This window comes from Ructibacterium sp. SJQ-7 (assembly GCF_054696575.1).
In genome coordinates, this window is record NZ_CP195193.1 from 2,741,418 (window position 1) to 2,764,146 (window position 22,729).

At 40.1% G+C, this 22,729-nt stretch carries 10 protein-coding genes and 1 pseudogene; 7 read left to right on the forward strand and 4 right to left on the reverse strand.

Annotation, left to right across the window (positions count from 1 at the left end):
• The first annotated feature begins 12 nt into the window (after positions 1 to 12).
• The 5 genes and pseudogenes from ACSAMO_RS11990 (at position 13) to ACSAMO_RS12010 (ending at position 12,008) form a co-directional block, all read left to right on the forward strand.
• Positions 13 to 3,738, forward strand: a complete 3,726-nt coding sequence (locus tag ACSAMO_RS11990; protein WP_499209391.1) for a phosphoribosylformylglycinamidine synthase — start codon at positions 13 to 15, stop codon at positions 3,736 to 3,738.
• Between the two features lie 60 nt (positions 3,739 to 3,798).
• Positions 3,799 to 7,842: a PolC-type DNA polymerase III gene (locus ACSAMO_RS11995; protein WP_499209392.1), complete on the forward strand. Its 4,044-nt coding sequence runs from the start codon at positions 3,799 to 3,801 to the stop codon at positions 7,840 to 7,842.
• A 171-nt stretch (positions 7,843 to 8,013) separates the two neighbouring features.
• A complete protein-coding gene (gene tnpA / locus ACSAMO_RS12000) occupies positions 8,014 to 8,469 on the forward strand; it encodes an IS200/IS605 family transposase (RefSeq protein ID WP_118447087.1) in 456 nt (151 codons plus the stop codon).
• A gap of 286 nt (positions 8,470 to 8,755) precedes the next feature.
• Entirely contained in the window at positions 8,756 to 10,528 is a 1,773-nt protein-coding gene (locus ACSAMO_RS12005) for a copper amine oxidase N-terminal domain-containing protein (RefSeq protein ID WP_499209393.1), read from the forward strand.
• Between the two features lie 61 nt (positions 10,529 to 10,589).
• A pseudogene (locus tag ACSAMO_RS12010) lies at positions 10,590 to 12,008 on the forward strand (serpin family protein).
• Positions 12,009 to 12,040: 32 nt separating this feature from the next.
• On the opposite strand, the gene ACSAMO_RS12015 reads toward ACSAMO_RS12010, so the two are convergent.
• Entirely contained in the window at positions 12,041 to 16,342 is a 4,302-nt protein-coding gene (locus ACSAMO_RS12015; RefSeq protein ID WP_499209394.1) for an acyl-CoA dehydratase activase-related protein, read from the reverse strand.
• Positions 16,343 to 16,546: 204 nt separating this feature from the next.
• On the opposite strand from ACSAMO_RS12015, the gene ACSAMO_RS12020 reads away from it, so the two are divergent.
• On the forward strand, positions 16,547 to 17,683 hold the full coding sequence (locus ACSAMO_RS12020) for a trypsin-like peptidase domain-containing protein (RefSeq protein WP_118445787.1): 1,137 nt from the start codon (positions 16,547 to 16,549) through the stop codon (positions 17,681 to 17,683).
• Positions 17,684 to 17,696: 13 nt separating this feature from the next.
• Positions 17,697 to 19,829, forward strand: a complete 2,133-nt coding sequence (locus tag ACSAMO_RS12025; protein ID WP_499209395.1) for a copper amine oxidase N-terminal domain-containing protein — start codon at positions 17,697 to 17,699, stop codon at positions 19,827 to 19,829.
• Positions 19,830 to 19,870: 41 nt separating this feature from the next.
• Here the strand turns inward: ACSAMO_RS12025 and recR are convergent, their stop codons facing one another.
• From recR to dnaX, 3 genes are read right to left on the reverse strand one after another with little or no spacing between them, the layout of a single operon-like run.
• Entirely contained in the window at positions 19,871 to 20,467 is a 597-nt protein-coding gene (gene recR / locus ACSAMO_RS12030) for a recombination mediator RecR (protein WP_022229521.1), read from the reverse strand.
• A 1-nt stretch (position 20,468) separates the two neighbouring features.
• Positions 20,469 to 20,822 carry a YbaB/EbfC family nucleoid-associated protein gene (locus ACSAMO_RS12035; RefSeq protein ID WP_147514637.1) on the reverse strand — a complete coding sequence of 118 codons (354 nt, stop codon included), beginning with the start codon at positions 20,820 to 20,822 and terminating at the stop codon, positions 20,469 to 20,471.
• Positions 20,823 to 20,852: 30 nt separating this feature from the next.
• Positions 20,853 to 22,703, reverse strand: a complete 1,851-nt coding sequence (gene dnaX / locus ACSAMO_RS12040) for a DNA polymerase III subunit gamma/tau (protein WP_499209396.1) — start codon at positions 22,701 to 22,703, stop codon at positions 20,853 to 20,855.
• Positions 22,704 to 22,729 lie beyond the last annotated feature (26 nt).

The following is a 22,729-nucleotide window of genomic DNA, read 5'->3' on the forward strand; positions in this document are numbered from 1 at the left end:
AGGAGTTAAATCATGGAAAACGTAAGAAGAATTTATGTTGAAAAGAAAAACGGATTTGACGTTGAGGCAAAGGGTGTACTTGCCGATCTTAAAGAAAACCTTTCTTTAAAAGGTCTTAAAGACGTCAGAATTATTAACAGATATGATGTTTCGGGCGTAAGCGATGAGGAATATCAAAAGGCGAGAAATCTTATTTTCTCAGAACCTCCTGTTGATAATGCTTATGATGAAGAAATTGAAATCAGTGAGGGCAAAGTGTTTGCGGTTGAATTTTTGCCGGGACAGTTTGACCAGAGAGCCGCGTCGGCTGAAGAATGTATTTCAATTCTTACGGAAAAGGAACGTCCGACTGTAAGAAGTGCAAAGGTATATGTTCTTATCGGCGATATTTCAGATGAAGAAACAGAGGCTGTTAAAAATTACGTTATAAACCCTGTTGAGGCAAGAGAGGCGAGCCTTGAAAAGCCGACTTCGCTTGTTATGGAAACAGTTGTTCCCGATGACGTTGCGACAGTTGACGGCTTTACCGAAATGGACGAGAGCAAAATGGAAGAATTTCTTTCAAAGATGGGCTTTGCAATGGATATGGACGACCTTGCATTCTGTCAGAAGTATTTTAAGGATACGGAAAAGCGTAATCCTACAATTACAGAACTTCGTATGATTGATACATATTGGTCTGACCACTGCCGTCATACTACGTTTTCCACTAAGATAAATGATGTTAAGATAAATAACGGCAAATATGCCGATGTCATTAAGGCTGCATATGATGAATATAAAGCTGCAAAAGCTGATTTGTATGCACCTGACAGAGATACTTGCCTTATGAATATGGCAACAATCATAGTTAAGCAGCTTAAAAAGCAAGGTCTTTTAAAAGAAATTGATGAATCGGAAGAAATCAATGCTTGTTCAATCGTTGTTGATGTTGACGTAAACGGCAAGGACGAGCCATGGCTAATTATGTTTAAAAACGAAACTCATAACCACCCGACAGAAATCGAGCCTTTCGGCGGTGCTGCGACTTGTCTTGGCGGTGCTATTCGTGACCCGCTTTCAGGAAGAAGTTATGTATATCAGGCTATGCGTGTAACAGGCAGCGGTGACCCGAGAGTATCACTAAAGGATACACACGCCGGAAAGCTTATGCAGAGAAAGATTACAACAGGTGCGTCGGCAGGTTACAGCTCATACGGTAACCAAATCGGTCTTGCAACAGGACAGGTTCAGGAAATATATGATGAAGGCTACGTTGCAAAGAGAATGGAAATCGGTGCGGTTATAGGTGCGGCACCAAAGAAGAACGTTATTCGTGAAGTGCCGTCAAAGGGCGACGTTATAATTCTTCTCGGAGGAAGAACAGGTCGTGACGGTATCGGCGGTGCAACAGGCTCTTCAAAGGCGCATAACGAAGAAAGCGTTGTTACTTGCGGAAGTGAAGTACAAAAGGGTAATCCGCCTGTTGAAAGAAAAATTCAAAGACTTTTCAGAGATGAAAAGGTTACTACACTTATAAAGAGATGTAACGACTTCGGTGCGGGCGGTGTATCGGTTGCTATCGGTGAGCTTGCGGACGGACTTGTTATTGACCTTGACAAAGTTCCTAAAAAGTATGAGGGACTTGACGGAACCGAACTTGCAATCAGCGAATCACAGGAAAGAATGGCTGTTGTTGTAAGAGCGGAGGACTCAGATAAGTTTATAGAATATTCAAATAACGAAAATCTTGAGGCAACAAAGGTTGCATATGTCACAGACGAAAACAGACTTGTTATGAACTGGAGAGGTAAGACAATCTGCGATATTTCAAGAGATTTTCTTAACACAAACGGTGCAACAAAGAATACGGATATTGAAGTTGTACTTCCTGATACTGAAAACAGTTTCTTTAAGCAAGAAGTTGTTACTGACGTAAAGGCAAAGTGGCTTGAAACACTTTCAGACTTAAACGTATGCTCACAAAAGGGACTATGCGAAAAGTTTGACTCAACAATCGGTGCAAACAGTGTACTTATGCCGTTCGGCGGTAAGTATCAGCTTACTCCGTCAGACGGTATGGCTGCAAAAGTTCCTGTACTTGGCGGCGAAACAAATACGGCAACCGTTATGACATTCGGCTATAATCCGAAACTTTCAAGCTGGAGCCAATATCACGGTTCAACATATGCAATCGTTGAATCTGTTTCAAAAGCGGTTGCGTTGGGTGCTGATTATAAGAAGATTTATCTTACATTCCAAGAGTACTTTGAAAGACTTGGAACCGATCCTAAGCGTTGGGGCAAGCCTTTTGCTTCATTGCTTGGCGCATATAAGACACAGCTTGCATTAGGTATTGCGGCAATCGGCGGTAAGGACTCAATGAGCGGTTCGTTCAACGACCTTGACGTACCTCCGACACTTACATCATTCGCCGTTGCACCTGTAAAGGCTGATAAGGTTATTTCACAGGAAATCAAGAAAGCAGGCTCAAAGCTTGTTATGTTCACAGTTAAACGTGACGAAAACGATTTACCTAAGTTTGACGAATTGAAGAAAATGTATGACACAGTTCATCAGCTTATTCTTGACGGCAAAGTATTGTCGGCAAGCGTTGTTAAGGGATTCGGTCTTGTTGAAACTGTTTCAAAAATGGCATTCGGTAATATGATCGGTGTTGAATTTGACAAGAACCTTACAAATGATATGCTATTCTATGCACCGCTTGGCTCAATCGTACTTGAAGTTGAAGAAGAAATTGACGGTGCCGTAACAGTCGGTACAACAGGCTCTGACGCATTTACAGTAGGCGGAGTAAATATTCCGCTTAGCGAGGCGGCTGAAGTATGGAAAAAACCGCTTGAAAAGGTATTCCCTACAAAAGCAGGTCACTTTACAAGTGAGCCTGAAACATTCAGCTATGATAAGAGAAATATAACTGTTGCAACAGAAAAATTTGCAAAACCGAGAGTATTTATTCCTGTATTCCCGGGTACAAACTGCGAATACGATACTGCAAGAGCATTTGAAAACGCAGGTGCTGTGGCAGATGTATTTGTTGTAAGAAACCTTACTGGTGACGACGTTGTTTACTCAATGAAAGAAATGCAAAAGAGAATAAACAATTCTCAAATCGTAATGATTCCGGGCGGTTTCTCAGGCGGTGACGAACCTGAGGGCAGCGGTAAATTTATCGCAACCGCATTCAGAAATCCGCTTGTTAAAGACGCGGTTATGAATATGCTTAAAAACCGTGACGGTCTAATGCTTGGTATCTGTAACGGTTTCCAGGCGCTTATAAAGCTTGGTCTTGTACCTTACGGAGAAATTCGTGACCTTGACAGTAATTCACCGACACTTACATTTAACACAATCGGCAGACACGTTTCTTGTATGGCAAGAACAAGAATTGCGTCAAACAAGTCACCATGGCTTGCAAATGTGAATACAGGCGATGTTCATACAATCGCACTTTCACACGGTGAAGGTAGATTTATCGCGTCGGAAGAACAGGTTAAGGAACTTGCGGCAAACGGACAGATTGCAACTCAATATGTAAACCTTGAAGATAAGGCAACATATGATATTGACTGGAATCCAAACGGTTCGGTATATGCTATTGAGGGTATAACAAGTCCTGACGGCAGAGTGCTTGGTAAAATGGGACACAGCGAACGTATCGGTAAGAACGTGTCGTTTAACGTTCCGGGTAACAAAGACCAAAAGCTGTTTGAGGCAGGCGTTAAATATTTTAAATAATACAAAAAGGCTGTCGGCAAATGTCGGCAGCCTGTTTTATCACGAGGAGAAAGATGTTATATGAAACCGAAAATTGGTGTTGTGTTTCCAAAGATAACGGATAAAGATATAGCCGATTTGGAAATAGAAAAAATAAGAGTTTCAAAAAACAGAAGAAAAATAGGTATTTTGCTTGGCTCTGACACGTCCGCTTATCAGCAGGCGAAGGTCGAAAGTGAAGTAAAAAAGGCTTGTAATCTTACGGAAGTAATCGTTAGGGTTGATAACAGAATTAAACAGCAAGATAAAAATGTAATGATTTACGAAGTCGAACCCGGTCATGAGGGGACTATGCAGTCTGCATCATCAGGCCCGAAAATCAAAGGTAAAGCCAATGTTTCGGATATGCTTTACGGCAGACCGATTAATGACGATATTATATCAATTCATTCGATTAACGATAATTCAGGCAGAGTTGTATTTTCAGGTAAGGTATTTTTTGTTGAGGACAGAGATATTAAATCTAAAAAAACAGGCAAGGAATTTCACCTTATAACAATGGATATTACCGATAACGAGGACTCAATATCGGCGAAAATGTTCGTTACAAAAACGGAAGATGACGAGCCGTTTAACAAGCTTTTTTCAAAATTGAAAAAGGGAGTCAAGGAGGGCGGTATATATATCGTTGCGCGCGGTAAGGCACAGTTCGACCAATACGCAGGTGAAACGATTGTGATGATTAACGACATTGCGGAAATTGAAAAACCGCCTGTTCGTATGGACGAGGCAGCGGAAAAACGTGTAGAACTTCACCTGCATACACAGATGTCGGCGATGGACGCGGTTTCGTCCGTAAATGATCTTATCAACAGAGCAATTTATTGGGGACATAAGGCGATTGCCGTTACCGACCACGGAGTTGTTCAGTCATTCCCGGACGCGATGAAAGCGTCAAATTTTAATGAAAAAATTAAAATTCTTTACGGTGTTGAGGGATATTTGATTGACGACAGCAAGAAGATTGTCTATAATGCGGAAAATCAGAATATCGACTCACCGTTTGTCGTGTTCGATATAGAAACAACCGGACTTCACAACGATAAAAACAATATCACCGAAATCGGTGCGGTAAAGGTTGTGAACGGTCAGATTGTCGATAAGTGGTCTACGTTCGTTAATCCATGTCAGCCGATACCCGAAAATATTGTGGAACTTACGGGTATTACGGACAGTATGGTGGCTGACGCACCGAAAATCGAAGAAATACTCGGTGAGTTTTTTGAGTTTTGTAAGGATTGCATACTTGTTGCACATAACGCGGCGTTCGATATAGGATTTATAAAAAAGGCGGCGGAGCGTCATAATTTTGAATTTAATTTCTGCTACCTTGATACGCTTATGCTTGCAAGATGTATGTATCCCGAACTTCCGAACTTTAAACTTGATACACTTACAAAACATCTTCACGTTATTCTTGAAAATCATCACCGTGCCGTGGACGACGCAAAGGCTACGGCTGATGTTTTCGTTAAGATGATAGAAAAACTTCGTGAAGAAGATAAGACGGAGCTTAAAACATTCAATGATATTTTTGATTTAAGAAGTGCGTCAAAGAAAAATAAAGCATATCACATTATCATACTTGCAAAAAATCAAATCGGTTTAAGACATATTTATGAAATGATTTCGGAATCGCATTTGAAATATTTCTTCAGAACACCGAGAATACCAAGAAGTTTGCTTGAAGAAAAACGCGAGGGACTTATACTCGGTTCGGCTTGTGAGGCTGGCGAACTTTTCAGAGCGATGATAGACGGTGACAGTGACGAGGAATTAAAGGAAATAGTTGATTTTTACGACTATCTTGAAATTCAGCCGATAGGCAATAATGCGTATATGAAAACCGATCCGAAACACCCTATGGTAAATACGGACGAAGATTTGCAAAATTTAAACAGACGTATTGTTGCACTTGGCGAAAAGTATAATAAACCCGTTGTCGCAACGTGTGACGTGCATTTTATGGATATGGAGGGCGCGGATTACAGAAAAATCCTTATGAATTACAAAGGATTTTCGGACGCTGACAATCAAGCACCGCTGTATTTCAGAACAACGGAAGAAATGCTTAAAGAATTTGAGTATTTGGGCAAGGAAAAGGCGTATGAGGTTGTTGTTAAAAACACAAACCTTGTAGCCGATATGATAGAGGACGTCAGACCGATTCCTGCGAAAAAGTGTCCGCCTGTAATTGAGGGTGCGAAAGAGGGTATCATAAACGACTCGACAACGAGAGCAAAGGAAATATACGGCGATCCGCTTCCTGAAATTGTGCAGAAACGTCTGGATAAGGAACTTCATTCGATTACGACTTACGGTTTTTCGGTTATGTACAGAATTGCACAGGAGCTTGTACGTCATTCGCTTGCGGACGGATATTTGGTTGGCTCACGTGGTTCTGTCGGCTCGTCGCTTGTTGCGTATTTATCGGATATAACGGAGGTTAATTCACTTCAAGGTCACTATATTTGCCCGAATTGCAAAAACGTAGAGTTTATTGAGTCCGAAATCGGTTTGTCGGGGTGTGACTTGCCCGATAAGGTGTGTCCGAAGTGCGGAACGAAGTACAGAAAAGACGGCCACGATATTCCGTTTGAAACATTCCTTGGATTTAAGGGCGATAAAGAGCCTGATATTGACCTTAACTTTTCGGGCGTGTATCAGCCGGTAATCCATAAATACACCGAAACATTCTTCGGTAAGGGTAAGGTTTTCAAAGCCGGAACAATCGGTACTGTCGCGGAAAAAACCGCATTCGGTTATGTAAAGAAGTATTGCGAGGAGAGAAATCTTGTGATGCGTAATGCGGAGATGAAACGACTTGCAAAAGGCTGTGAGGGCGTAAAACGTACGTCGGGACAGCACCCGGGCGGAATTATCGTTGTACCGTTTGAAAATGATATACATGAATTTTGCCCTGTTCAGCACCCTGCGGACGATCCTAATTCGGATATTATTACGACTCACTTCGATTACCACAAAATCGACCAAAACCTTTTAAAACTTGATGAGCTTGGACACGATGATCCGACGGTTATAAGAATGCTTGAGGATATAACGGGACTGCACGCACGGGATATTCCGATAGGTGACCCCGAAACAATGAGTTTGTTTACGTCAAATAAAGCGTTGAAATTACTTCCGGGTAAGGATATAGGTACAAATTTGGGTACATACGGAATACCTGAGTTCGGTACAAAGTTTGTACGTCAAATGCTTGAAGATACAAAGCCGACAACATTCTCTGAACTTGTAAGAATTTCGGGACTTTCGCACGGTACTGACGTGTGGCTCGGTAATGCACAGGAATTAATCAGAGAGGGCAAGTGTGACCTGTCACACTCAATATGTGCCCGTGACGATATTATGATTTATCTTATTTCATGCGGTGTTGAAGAAGAACATTCGTTCAAAATAATGGAAATGGTGCGTAAAGGTAAAGGCCTGACGCCTGAATATGAACAGGAAATGCGTGATAATAATGTGCCTGATTGGTATATTGAGTCGTGTAAAAAAATCAAGTATATGTTCCCTAAGGCACACGCTGCCGCTTACGTTATGTCGGCATTCAGAATTGCGTATTTTAAAGTACATTATCCGGAGGCATTTTATATCGCATATTATACGGTGCGTGCGGACGATTTTGACGCATCTGTAATGGCGAGGGGAGAAGAACGCGTTCGTGAAGAAATGCGTTCAATCAACGCAAAGAAAAAGGACGGAACTGTTACTCCGAAAGAAGAAAACCTTATACCGATACTTGAAATTTGTATTGAAATGTACGCAAGAGGAATTAATTTCGTGCCTGTCGATTTGTACGAATCCCACGCAACAGATTTCAGACAGGTTGAGGGAGGTATTCTTCCTCCGCTTTCCGCACTTCCCGGACTTAGCGAAAACGATGCGATAAGCATTACGGAAGAAAGAAAGAACGGCGAATTTAGAAACGTCGAAGATTTAAGAATTCGTACCGGTATAGGTAAAAATCCGCTTAATATCCTTGAAGAAAACGGATGTTTCGATAATTTGCCCGATACCGACCAAGTGTCGTTGTTTGACTAATGATATAAGACCTTAGCAATATGTTAAGGTCTTTTTTGTATTAAGAAAACCCCCAGATAGTCTGGGGGTTCAGTGTAGCTTTAGCGATGAAAAATAAAAACTCCTTTTGATATAATATTATTGCGACTGCCAGAAGCAATAATATTTATATAAAAAGGAGAATTAAGCAATATGAAAAATAATGATATACACAGTTTATCACATACAAAATGGAATTGCAAGTATCATATAGTATTTGCACCGAAGTATAGAAGAAAGGTGTTTTACGGCGAAAAAAGAGCAGAAATAGGAAAAATATTAAGAGAATTATGCAATTGGAAGAAAGTAAATATAATTAATGCAGAAGTATGCCCAGATCATGTACATATGTTGGTAGAAATACCACCGAAATATAGTGTATCAAGCTTCATGGGATTTTTGAAAGGAAAGAGTAGCATAATGATATATGAAAAATGGGGAAATATGAAATACAAATATAGAAACAGAGAATTTTGGTGTAGAGGATATTATGTGGATACAGTAGGGAAAAATACTAAAGCGATAGATGCATATATAAGTAATCAGTTGAAAGAGGACAGACTGAATGGTCAATTAACATTTGAAGATGTAGAACCGTTCAAGAAATAAAGCCAAGTTTACTGGCAGCGAGTAACGAGCCCTTAGCAAGAGGCAGTCGTACTAATGCGCTTTCGCGCGTGGCTAGTAGAGTAGGGCTATGCCCGTTGATGAAAAGCCCCCGGCTATGCCGGGGGATATTTACTGTTTAGAAAACAGTACAATTAACATATAATCTTGAAAATTTTGTCTTTTTATGATATTATAAAAGAAATATTTAACATTTAATAAACTTTTTGCAACTTTTTGAGGTGTTGAAAAGTATTAATAGCGAAAGGAAAAATAGGAGGGACATAAAATGAAAAAGATGATACCGATAATATTGTCATTGACGGCGGTAATGTCAACGTCTACGGTGCTGGCAGAGGAAAACATAACAGTTATGCTAAACGGTCAAGCTATGGATTTTGACGTTGCACCGATAATACAGAACGACCGTGTTCTTGTACCGATGCGTGCGATATTTGAAGAACTTCATTGCAGTGTTGATTATACCGATATTGACGGCAGGCAGATTATAACTGCGAAACTCAATGAAAATAACTCAATCGGCTTAGTAATCGGCAGTGACGAAATGCAAATACATAACAAAAAAATAAAACTCGATACAGCACCCATAATCGTAAACGACCGCACACTTGTACCGCTTCGTGCAGTGTCGGAAGCATTTGACTATGATGTAAATTGGGACAGGGACACTAAAACTGTTACAATTTCAAAAGAAATTCCTAAAACGGAATACGATATTCTTTACGGCAGATTAAAAGTAAAAATTAAAAGTGACAGTAAAGTATACGATGGCTTTTGGGGTGACGATACTTGGTTGGAACTGAGTAATGAGGGTATAGATTTTGTGGCAAAAGAATTGGGATATATAACTGTCGGAGATTTGAAGAAAGATGCAGAGAATTTGGAATATGAAACCGTTGGCGATACGGTGACACAAAACGGTATTGAGTATATCGAATTGAAGTCGGAAAAGGAAAACAGAGTTGAATATCTTGTAAAATCAAGCGACGATTATTTGATATTATTGTATGCAAAAGCAAATGCAAAAACAGATAAAGATTTGTGGAAAACAAATGTACAAGAGATAATCGACACGTTGAGTGCAGGTGACAAAAAACTTGATACTTCGGCAAATTCTGTTCACAGTGATTATTTGACAATCACAAGACCGAATGGTTATTTTGTGAGATTGGACGGAGATGACAGATACGGTTGGCTAATAAAGAAAGTTACTAAAACCGATGAAAAAGGTGTGCCGCTGCTATACATTGATGAAATGCAATCTGATGTAGATGAACAAACAGATTTGTATAACGGCAATAAGGCATATAAGAAAGTTAAAAGCAAATTTTTAGGCAATGATGTTGAATGGTTGTTGTATAATGAAGATAACTATATGCAGACGTATGTAGAACACGACCAAGTCAGCTATCACATATACGCTTATGCGGAAAGCGTTGAAAAACAGCAGGACGTTATAAATTTTGTTTCGGGAATAAAGGAAAATTGTGCCGGTATAGGCGGAAAACCTGTTATATATCTGTATCCCGAAAAGGAACAAGAGGTAAATGTTAAACTTGACCTTGACGGTAAATTTACTTTCACATATCCCGAATACAACAATGGTTGGAATGTAACGGCGAAGCCTGACGGCACGATAATTTCAGACGGAAAAGAATATTCCTATCTTTTCTGGGAGGGGTTAATGCCGACATTTAAGCCCGATTTTAAAGAGGGATTTGTCGTAAAGGGCAGTGAAAGTGCCGAATTTTTGCGAGAAACACTTTCCCAAATGGGACTTACTCCAAAAGAATATAACGAATTTATAGTATATTGGGCGCCAAAATTGCAAGAAAACGAATATAATAAAATATATTTCGCCGAGGACGACTATACCGATAAGGCAAAACTTGAAATAAATCCAAAACCCGATTCGATTTTAAGAGTGTTTATGGTATACGAAAAAGCGGACGAAAATACTGTTTTACCGAAACAGGAGATAAAACCGTTTGAACGTAAAGGATTTACGGTTGTCGAATGGGGCGGATATTTAGCAGAGTAATGGTTAGGAGGGACATAAAATGAAAAAGATTATACCGATAATATTGTCATTGACGGTGGTAATGTCAGGGTGTACGACGTTAGCAGAGGAAAAAATAAAAGTTACGTTAGACGGTCAAGCAATGGATTTTGACGTTGCACCGATAATACAGAACGACCGTGTTCTTGTACCGATGCGTGCGATATTTGAAGAACTTCATTGCAGTGTTGATTATACCGACATTGACGGCAGGCAGATTATAACGGCGAAAAATGACGGCAACACAATCGGTTTGGAAATCGGCAGTAATGAAATGACGGTTAATGATGAAAAAGTAAGCCTTGACACAGCACCAGTAATTATAGACGACCGCACACTTGTGCCGCTTCGTGCGGTGTCGGAGGCGCTTGACTGTAATGTGGATTGGGATGGGGACACTAAAACCGTTGCAATAGCACCTCACAAGTACAATGAATACTACACGCAAAAACTTATGGAAAATCTGCCTAAGGACGAAAACTATGTTATATCTCCGTTTTCGCTTGAAATGGCAATGATGATGGCGTCAGAGGGGGCAGTAGGGGACACAAAACAAGAAATAACGCAAGCATTTGATTCACCGAATACAAGCCTATACAGCCAAATAATAACCGATAACAAAAATAAGGACATTGATATAGCAAATTCAATATGGTTTAACAAGGACAGCGGGGAAAATGCTTATTTCGCCGACGACTATCAAAAGAAAATACAAAGCGACTACCAAGGAACTGCTCAATCGGTTACGAACGATGACAGTATTGAAATGGTAAATGAATGGGTAGAAAAACAGACAAACGGCAAAATAACCAATATACTTTCTGAAGAAAACAGAGGTTATGTATGTGCACTTGCGAATGCGATTTATATGAAAGCGGATTGGGTAAATAAATTTGAAAAAGAGGGTACATATAAAGAAACTTTCACCGATATAAACGGTGATAAATCGGAAATTGATTTTATGCATCAAGCGGCAGATTTTCAATATTATGAGAACGGTGACACTAAAGCCGTGAAATTGCCATATGAAAACGGACTAAGTATGGTTGTTGTTTTAGGGGACACTAAAAATATTCTTAACGATATTCATAATGGGAAAATGACAAGCAAGTTGGTTGAGGTGACATTGCCGAAAATTAAAGCTGAATATTCGATAGACTACGTAAACATACTTAAAAATATGGGAATAGAAAAGGCTTTTGATTAGCAAAATGCTGATTTCAGCTTAATGCTTAAAAATTATCCCGAACGCATGATAATTGAGGCTATTCTGCAAAAAGCAATGATAGATGTTGATGAAAAGGGAACAGAGGCGGCTGCCGCAACTGTGATTATCACTAAAATATCAGGTTATCGGTCGGAAGAACCAATAGAATTTAAAGCCGATAAACCGTTTACATATTACATATTGGACGATAGCGGAAATGTATATTTTGCGGGACGGTATGTAAAAGCAGAATAACAAAAAAAGCACCGAAAGGTGCTTTTTTTATGTTACTTTTCTATTTTAACAGTTTCTCTGACTTCTGTTTTCTTTGGCATAACAGAGTCGTACATTTCGTCTTTTTTCATATTTTCAAAAGCGACTGCAAGCATAAGTTTAATACGGTTAAGCTGATTAACTTCACTTGCACCCGGGTCATAGTCAACCGCAACGATATTGGCTTGCGGGTACTGTCTGCGAAGTTCCTTAATCATACCCTTACCTGTAACGTGGTTAGGCAAGCAAGCAAACGGCTGAACACAAGCGATATTCGGAACACCCGAATTTATAAGCTCAATCATTTCGCCTGTCAGGAACCAACCCTCACCTGTGCAGTGACCAAGCTGTAAAACGTGCTTTGCACCCTCGGCAATATCCGCAATATGTTTCGGTGAACGCATACGGAACTTAGGATTGTTATTCATAACCTTTGCCATATGCTTTCTGAAACTTTCAATACCCCAAATTGCAAGATTGCAAAGTGCGGCGGTTGAACGCTTAGAACCAAGATTATCACGTTTGAAGTTATTGTTATACAAACAATAAAGCATAAAGTCCGCAAGTCCCGGCATAACTGCCTCACCGCCCTCCGACTCAATAACATCAATAATATTGTTATTTGCGTCAGGGTGGAACTTAACAAGAATTTCACCTACCACACCGACTTTTGGCTTTTTGACTGTTTCATCAATTTCGATTGCGTCAAAGTCTGCGATTATTTCATCAATAACCTTTTTAAGTTTAAGCTGTTTACGGTTATTATTAATAATATCGCTGTACAAACGCTTTTGCCACTTTTCGTGTACCGCATTTGTTTCGCCCTCATTTACCTCGTAAGGACGGATACGAAGTGTAACGGCAAGCAATAAGTCGCCCCAAGTACAAGCCTTTAAAAGACCGTCAACAAGTTTTGGAGTAATCTTAAATCCGGGATTGCCCTCAAGTCCCGACACGTTAAGCGAAATTACGGGAACATTCGGATAGCCTGCCTCTTTAAGCGCCTTACGAAGAAAGGCGATATAGTTGGTTGCACGACAGCCGCCGCCTGTTTGCGTAATCATAACGGAAGTGTTGTTCGGGTCGCATTTTCCGCTTGTAAACGCATTGACAAGCTGACCTGTTACCATAATTGACGGATAACAAGCGTCGTTATTAACGCTCTTTAAACCGGCCTCAACGTCCTCTGCCGTTGCGTGTTCAAGCACAAGTGCATTGTAACCGTTTGCACGCATAACCGCCTCGAAAAGTCCGAAGTGGGTAGGGCTCATTTGAGGGAAGATTATAGTATGCTTTTTGCGTTCTTCCTCTGTAAACTTAACTCTGTTAATTGTGTAATCATCAATTTTATGCGGAATAAAGTCGTTATCGTCACGTTCCTTGACCGCTGCTTTAAGCGAACGAACTCTTATTCTTGCAGTACCGAGATTTGAAACCTCATCTATTTTCAATGTCGTATAAATCTTTTCGTGTGACTGCAAAATTTCCTGTACTTGGTCGGTCGTAACTGCGTCAAGACCGCAACCGAACGAATTAAGCTGAATTAGCTCAAGACGCGGATTTTTGATAACCTGTGCCGCTGATTCGTAAAGTCTTGTATGGTATGCCCATTGGTCAACAACTCTTATATCGCGTTCAAGATGACCGAGATGTGCAACGCTGTCCTCTGTAAGAACGGCAAAGCCGAGTGATGTAATCATATCCGGAATACCGTGATTGATTTCAGGGTCGATATGATACGGTCTGCCGGCAAGTACGATAGCACGTTCATCGTGTTCGTCAAGCCACTTCAAAACTTCTTCACCCTTATTTCTGATGTCTTGCTTGTAATGCTGAAGTTCGGCAAAAGCCTTTTCAGACGCGTTGTCAATTTCTGTTTTTGTAAAGCTGTAATCGTGCAACGCTTTCATCATTTGACGTTTAAACGACGGCTTGTCGGCAAGGTTGATAAACGGATATAAGAAGTTAATATCGCTTTGACGTACAACGTCCATATTGTTGTAGATAACTTCCGGATAAGATGTTACCATAGGACAGTTGAAGTGATTGCCTGCGTCCGAATATTCTATCTGTTCATACGGAATACAAGGGTAAAAAATAGTTTTTATGCCCTTGTCGATAAGGTCTTGAATGTGACCGTGCACAAGTTTTGCAGGGTAGCAAGCACTTTCACTCGGTATCGAGTCGATACCTTTTTCGTAAAGGTCGTGCGTACTTCTGCCGGAAATTCTTACGGAGAAACCAAGCTCAGTAAAGAATGTAAACCATAGCGGATAGTTTTCATATATATTAAGTACACGCGGTATACCGATAACACCGTTTGGTGCATTCTCTGCCTTTAACGGCTTGTATGCAAATGCACGTTTGTATTTATAATCATAAAGATTAGGCATTTGCTTTTTGGCTTTTTCAAGTCCGGCACCGCGTTCACAACGGTTACCGGATACAAACTGACTTCCGTCAGAAAATTTTGTTATTGTAAGCTGACAGTGGTTGTTACACTTTTGACAACGTGTAAGTGAAGTATCGAATGTGAACGAATCAAGTTCATCAACACGAAGAATATCACATTCACCGCCGTTCCAACGCTCTTTTGCAATAAGCGCCGAGCCGAACGCACCCATAATACCTGCAATATCCGGACGGACAACATTTTTGCCTGTCAAAAGTTCAAAACAACGAAGTATAGCGTTGTTGTTGAAAGTACCGCCTTGAACAACGATATTAGTACCCATTTGTTCGGGGTCACGAAGTTTTATAACCTTGTAAAGAGCGTTTCTGACAACGGAATAGGAAAGACCCGCACTGATGTCACCGACAGTCGCACCCTCTTTTTGAGCTTGTTTAACACGCGAATTCATAAACACCGTACAACGCGTACCAAGGTCAACGGGATTGTCTGCCACAAGAGCCTCTTGTGAGAATGATATTGTATCAAGTCCCAAACTTTCCGCAAATGTCTGAATGAATGAACCGCAGCCCGATGAACAGGCCTCGTTAAGCATAATGCTGTCGATTACGCCGTTTCTGATTTTCATACATTTCATATCCTGACCGCCGATGTCGATGATAAAATCAACACCCGGTGAGAAATAATTTGCGGCTTTGTAGTGGGCGATAGTTTCGATTTCGCCTTCTTCAATTCTGAAAGCAGTCTTTAACAAAAGTTCGCCGTAACCTGTTGTACAGGCGTTTGCGATATAAGCCGATTTCGGCAATTTTGAATACAATTCACGAAGTATTTTTATACCGCAGGTAATAGGACTGCCTTCGTTTTTGCCGTAATAATCATAAAGAATATCGCCGTCCTCGTTAATAAGTGCGGCTTTGATAGTCGTTGAACCGACGTCAAGACCAAGGAATACAGGACCGTTTGCGGTTGAAATATCCTTACGTCTTGCAACGTCCTTGCCGTGTCTGTCGAAAAATTCCTTGCGTTCGTCCTCTGTTTCAAACAGCTTACGCATACGCGTAATTTCGGCGTCAACAGATTTTGCGTTTGCAAGCTGTGAAATAAGTGTGTCTATGTCGGAAGTCTTGTCTTCGTACATAAGTGCCGCACCGATTGCCACGAACAGCTGTGCGTTTTCAGGAGTTTTGAAAGACTTTGCATTGTCCTTTAAAGTTTCCTCAAACTGACGTCTTAGCTGAGGTAAGAAGTGCAAAGGACCTCCAAGAAATACGATATTGCCCTTTATAGGTCTGCCTTGTGCAAGACCGCTGATTGTCTGAGTTACAACGGCTTGAAGAATTGACGCGGCAATATCTTCACGTGCCGCACCCTCGTTTAAAAGCGGCTGAACGTCCGATTTTGCGAAAACACCGCAACGAGCGGCGATAGGGTAAATAATAGTGTGCTTTTCGGCAAGTGCATTAAGACCGTCTGCATCTGTTTTTAAAAGTATAGACATTTGGTCGATAAAAGAACCTGTACCGCCGGCACAAGTACCATTCATTCTTTGCTCAAGTCCGCCCGAAAGATAAAGGATTTTTGCGTCCTCACCGCCAAGTTCGATAACAACATCTGTTTCAGGCATAAATGTTTTTATAGCTGTTTTGTTTGCTATAACCTCCTGTACGAAAGGCAAATCAAGCATTTTTGAAAGTAAAAGACCGCCCGAACCTGTTATAACAACAGTGAACTGTTCGTTTTTGACAACCTCCTTGACTTCTGCAAAAAGGCCTTTAACGGTGCTTTTTATATCTGAAAAATGACGTCTGTATTCTGCAAATAAAGTATTATTGTTTTCATCAAGCACAACAACTTTAACTGTTGTTGAGCCTACATCAATACCCATATGTAGTCTACTCATCAATGTAACCCCCTCACATATTATAGAGTATAAAATTATTCTATTCTATTATACATTCTAATAAGAAATTAGTCAAGTAAAGTTTGATTATGTTCATAATGATTTTACATAAAATCGTATAATTAAAATTTGTTGAAAATATTGACAAATAAATTGGAAAATGATATTATATTTGTACAAAATAAATAAAATCGGAGGGGATGACAAATGAAAAGAAAAATAGTTTTTGCGTGCATGATTTCTGCATTGCTTTTGTTGCAAACTGCAATGGCGGCACCGAATGTTGAAGTGAACGGAACGCAGATAGATACTGACGCGGTAATAATCGATGACAAAACGTATGTACCGCTTAGAGGTGTTTTTGAGGCCGCCGGAGCAGAGGTTTCATGGAACGAGGAAACGCAGACAGCAGGCATTAATATATCAAATTCGCTTAGTGATGACGAATTAATTCCTTCGGTGATTGAATCGGTAAGTCCGTCAGTGGTCGGAATTATCGGACGTGGTAAGACAGAAAGCTATTACGGCTCGCAAGAGGGTATTATGAGCGGTTCGGGCGTCATAATAAAGACCGGCGGTGAAATTCTTACCAATGCGCATGTTGTAAAAAATATGAACACGATTTTGGTTGTGATGAATGACGGAAAAGGCTATGAGGCGCAACTGAAATATATAGATGAAGATACAGACCTTGCGGTTGTTAAAATAAAAAAGATTGGTTTGCCAGTTGTGAAATTCGCAAACAGTGAAGATATTGTTGTTGGTAAACAGGTTATAGCAATAGGAACACCGATAACGTTTTCATTGCGTAATTCCGCAACGGTAGGGCATATAAGCGGACTAAACAGAAGTGTCGGCGAGCCGTACAGACTTGTTCAGACAGATACGGCTATCACTCACGGAAATTCGGGCGGTGCACTTATTAATATGAACGGTGAGCTTGTTGGTATTACATCAAGCGGATATTCGGGTACAAATACTAATTTTGCAGTTCCTGTTGATACAGTTAAGTATGTACTTAATCAGTTTGAATTGTACGGAAAAGTCAGACATATATCATTTGGTGCAGAGTTCCAAGAGGACTGGCTTGCAGAACTGGGAGTTCCGTCAGAGGCAGGACTTACAATAAAAGGACTTGAAAAATCATCACCTCTTGCAAAGGCGTCGTTTAAGACCGGTGACGTGTTGGTTTCGGTCGATGATGTTGCGATAAACAGTATAGTTGAACTTAACGAATTGATGAAGAATTATCTTCCGGGCGATACTGTCAAAGTAGGTGTGAAAACCAACGGTGAAATCAAGTATGCGGATATAGTTCTTGACGAAAAAGCTAAAACGGAATAGGGGGGAGAATGATATGAAAAAGTTTATTTCTTTGATGATATGTGTGGCGATGATATTGTCGTCAGTCGGCGCTATGGCGGATAGTGACAGCCTTATAGTGAATACTGTTAAGGTGAACGTAAGTAGTGGCAGTGTTACGCTAAACGATGAGAAAATGTCTGTTTCAGCCACACCGTATGTCAATCAAAACGGTGATACAATGGTTGATATGTATGCGCTGGTAAATGCACTCGGCGGCGAAATAACCGAAAAAGACGGAGTTTATTCGGTGACTTATGATGATGTTGAAATTAAGTACACATTAAATTCAACGGAAGTTGACGTTGCAGGACAGACGTTGACTATGAGTTCAGCTGTTACAATCAGTGATAACGGAACTGTAATGGCACCGTTGAGATTTGTTTCGGAGGCGCTTGGTGCAGACGTAACATACAACAGCGAAAGCGGAGAAATTGTAATTGTTTCGGCAGGCGGTCTGGATTCGGGAGTGAATTACAAGCTGTTGTTTAAGTATACCGAGAAAGAAAAAATCGGTAATTCAAAGGAACATTGGCGCTTTACAAAGACAGATAATTTTGATATGTCCGAGAGCAGTTACGGCAGTAGTTACAGATTTTCAATGAATGATATATCATTCACATTAAGAAGTCAGAAAAACGACGGAACCAGTTCTTTAGAACAATATTATCTTTCAATGCAAAAATCATATTTATCAAGTTACAACCGAAATGTAATGTATGATAAAGGAAAGGGCGAGCATAACGGCGTTGAGTATGTGTATACAAAGTACAGAAGACTTGATACTGTGACAGAGGCATATGCTTATAAAACAGACGAGTATTTTTATTTTATAACAATACAGCGAAGTTTTGAAAACTTTGAAACTGCCAAAGAAAATACTGATGTTACCGCGTTTTTGGATTCGCTTGAATTTGATTATAAAGGCGGCGACGAAGAAAATACAGTTGATGTAGCCGAAATAGGTCTTGAAAAACAGCTTGCAGGAGAGGAAAAATCGGAATATGTAGACGGAAATTACAGATGGAGTATCAAATTAAATGAGGATTGGTCTGTAAACGAATACTACGGTTTTTACAATAAAGTGACAGTCATAAAACCGACAAGCATTGAAACGGACGATAATTTTAATTACAGCTATGGTTACAATTATGACGATATGTATTATTACAGTTCGTATTCAAGTGTAAGAGATCCTCTGATTATGATTTCTACATATTCTAATCCGAATAGGCAGTCTGCCGCAGATTGGGCAAAAAAGAACCGTGATGATTACGAAAAGACCGTTAATTCTGAAAAATATAAAATATCCGAAATAAAAGAAACTCAAATCGGACAGATTAAAGCATATTATTTTGAGGAGAATTATTCGGAGAACGAAAATGAGTATGTCGAAAAAACGTATTATATGAATTACGGTGATTTTAGATATAAAATTAATCTCGGATATGATAAGAGAGAAGAAGAGGCGGAGGGATTTAAGGAAAGTGCTGACGCGGTTATAAAGTCGTTTGTGCCTGGAGAAATAAATATAAATGAATTGGGCGACGCACTTGAAAGCGATAGTGATATTGACGCGTTGAACGTACTAAATGAATTTAAAGGCGATATTTTCAGTATCAATTATCCTTGCTTGTGGAATGTAAGCGAAACAGATACGGGATTACTGTTGGCAAAGGATCGTTCTAAGAATGGAATGGATACAACGGGATTACTGTCGGCGATTTTCCCTAACTTTTCTCTTATGTTAAGTGCGGCTGACGGCAGTTCATTGCGTGCAGAAAAGACGTCGTTGTCATATTACGACGATAAATTAAATAAAAGCACATATACTTTGGAAGAATATATGTATAAAAATATTGCAGGAATGCTTAACAGTTCAAGTTCATATTTGAATATTTCAATGCCGAATGAAATTGAAGAAGTAACATTGATGGGCAAAAAGGGATATAAAGCTGATCTTGTTTTAACGATTAATGGTGTTAATAATGTGTATTATACAATGTATTTTATCCCATATGACAGTGAAAATCTGATTACGGTAATAAAAGCGTGCAATGAAAGTGAAAAGAATACAGTTTACGAAAATGCTTTGGATAAGGCATTGAATAGCTTGAAACTTTCGTAATATACAAAAAATCCGATGAATTTAATTCATCGGATTTTTATTTACATAGTTTGTCTGCCCTCAAGCGCCTTTATAAGAGTAATCTTATCGGCATATTCGAGGTCGCTTCCTATCGGAATACCGTGTGCGATACGGGTAACTTTTACGTCAAACGGAGCAAGAAGTTTAGAGATATAGACTGCTGTTGCTGTGCCGTTTACGGTTGGGTTGGTAGCCATAATGACTTCCTTAACCGTACTGTCGCTGAGACGGAGTAAAAGCTCGTTAATCTTTATGTCATCGGGAGTTATACCGTCCATAGGGGACAATGACCCGTGAAGTACATGGTAAAGACCGTTAAATTCGTTTGTCGCCTCGATTGCCGAAACATCTTCGGGACTTTCGACAACACATATAACGGAATTATCGCGTTTCGGTGATGAACATATTTTACACGGTGATGTATCGGTCAGATTTTGACATACAGGGCAAAGTGTAATTTTTTCTTTCGCCTCTGTGATTATGTTAGACATTGAAACTGCGTCCTCTTTTGACATATGTTCAAGAATGTGAAAAGCAATTCTTTCTGCACTTTTTCTGCCGATACCGGGAAGTTGTTCAAATTTTTCGATTAAATTTTCAATGACTGTTGCGTGCATATTAGAATAAGCCCGGAATATTAATTCCGCCTGTAACGGCACTCATACCTTCAGCCATCATATCGTCAGCCTTTTTGACTGCATCGTTGACTGCGACCATAACAAGGTCCTCAAGTGTTTCAATATCTTCAGGGTCAACAGCGTCAGGACTGATTTTAAGTGAAAGAATTTCTTTCTTGCCGTTAGCGGTAGCTATAACTGCACCGCCGCCAGCTGTACCTTCAACAACCTTATCTTCAAGTTCTTCCTGAACCTTTTCCATTTCAGCCTGCATTTTTTGAGCTTGCTTGATAACGTTGCTCATATTCTTATTAGCGTTCATTCCTGAACCTGCAAAACCTTTGTATTTTCCCATTGTAATTTACCTCTTTCTTAGTTTTTAAAATTAATTATTATCATCCTCAGGGGATAATTCTTTGCCTTCCAAAAATTCTTCGGGAGCATTGTCATCATCTTCGCTATTGTTATCGTCAAGAGATGACTGTGAGAAGTTATCCTTAGAGGAATCATATTCCGTAAATTCGCTTTCGTCTACATTTTCGACGATTTCACCGAAATTCGCTACAAGATTGTCAAGGGGATCGTCGGATACTTTTGTCGGTTCATTTACTTCACCGTTGCCGCCGGGCAAGTTCCAAAAATCAACGAGTTCTTCTTGTATGTCGTTTTCGTATGCAACCTTTACCGCAAAGTCTGTACCGGACGCACGTTTAAAAATAACCTGCATTTTATCCTTGTACGCTGCCGCTATATTGTAAGCACCTTTCTCTTTGGGATTGAACAAAAGTATAATACCGTCTGAATCAATGGTTATATTTCTGTTCATCAAAGCGGCTTTTAAGTAACCTGCCGAGTTGCACATCGTTCGCGATATGTTGTCCCAATTCTTTGCAACCTTGACAATAGGATTGTCGGAGGTGAGTTCTTCTTTCGGAATTGGGTTATATAATCTGACCGAAGTTTTCTTCTTCTCGGTTACTTCTTTTTTTTTAACCGTTTCGGTCGGCTGCACCGTTACACCGTTTTTTACCTTTTCCTCAAGATTTGAAATTCTTTCGGATAGGGAAGAAGTATCGGTAACGGCACCGTTTTTAACTTTGCTTTCCAATGACGCAAGCCTGTCCATAACCGCTGACGGTGAATCGTCATATTCGGGTCTGGCAAGTTTGATAAGTGCCAACTCATATACTATACGAGGTGACTTCATCCATTTAGTATCGGCTTGTGCGTCGGACAGTACCGATGTTGCGTGAGAAATCTTCTCAAAAGACATTTTGTCTGATAACGCTTTTAATTTTACCATATCTTCTGCATTGTAGTCAAGCATTGCTGAAGAATCTTCTGTAATTTTACAAATAAGCATATCGCGAAAATTCTTTATAAGTGAGTCGATAAACACTCTTAAATCTTTACCGTCTGACATAATATTGTCAATTACGGAAATTATTTTATTTACATCGCCTTTTTCAATGGCGTCTGTAATCTGAAATATTGATTCGGCAGTTGAAATGCCGAGAGTTGCCGTTATATTTTCGGCGGTAATCGAATTACCGCAGGCGGAAACGACTCTTTCAAGTATGCTCAGTCCGTCACGCATTGAACCGTCCGCAAGATGTCCCAAAAGCTCATATGCGTCCTCCGATATGTTAAGCTTGTCGCCGTGTGCGATTTCTTTCATACGAAGTATAATATCCGACGGCTTTATGCGTTTAAAATCAAATCTTTGGCATCTTGATAAAATCGTTTGAGGTACTTTGTGAGCCTCAGTCGTTGCAAGAATAAATATAACGTGCTCAGGAGGTTCTTCAAGTGTTTTCAAAAGGGCATTAAACGCACCGGTTGAAAGCATATGCACCTCGTCTATGATGTAAACCGTGTATTTTGCGTTTGTGGAAACATAACGCACATCGTCACGGATTTCGCGGATATTGTCGACACCGTTGTTTGACGCCGCGTCAATTTCTTTAACGTCCAAAATACTGCCGTCCAAAATGCCTTTGCATACTTCACATTCATTGCAAGGACTTCCGTCATGCGGATTAAGACAGTTTACAGCACGCGACAAAACCTTTGCACAAGTTGTTTTACCTGTTCCGCGCGTTCCGCAGAATAGGTAAGCATGACCGATTTTGTCGTTTAAAATCTGATTTTTTAAAGTTTGTGTAATATGGCCTTGACCGACAATGTCCTCAAACACCATAGGACGCCATTTTCTGTAAATAGCTTGATGTGCCATATAATCTCCAATACCTTTCTTTATAC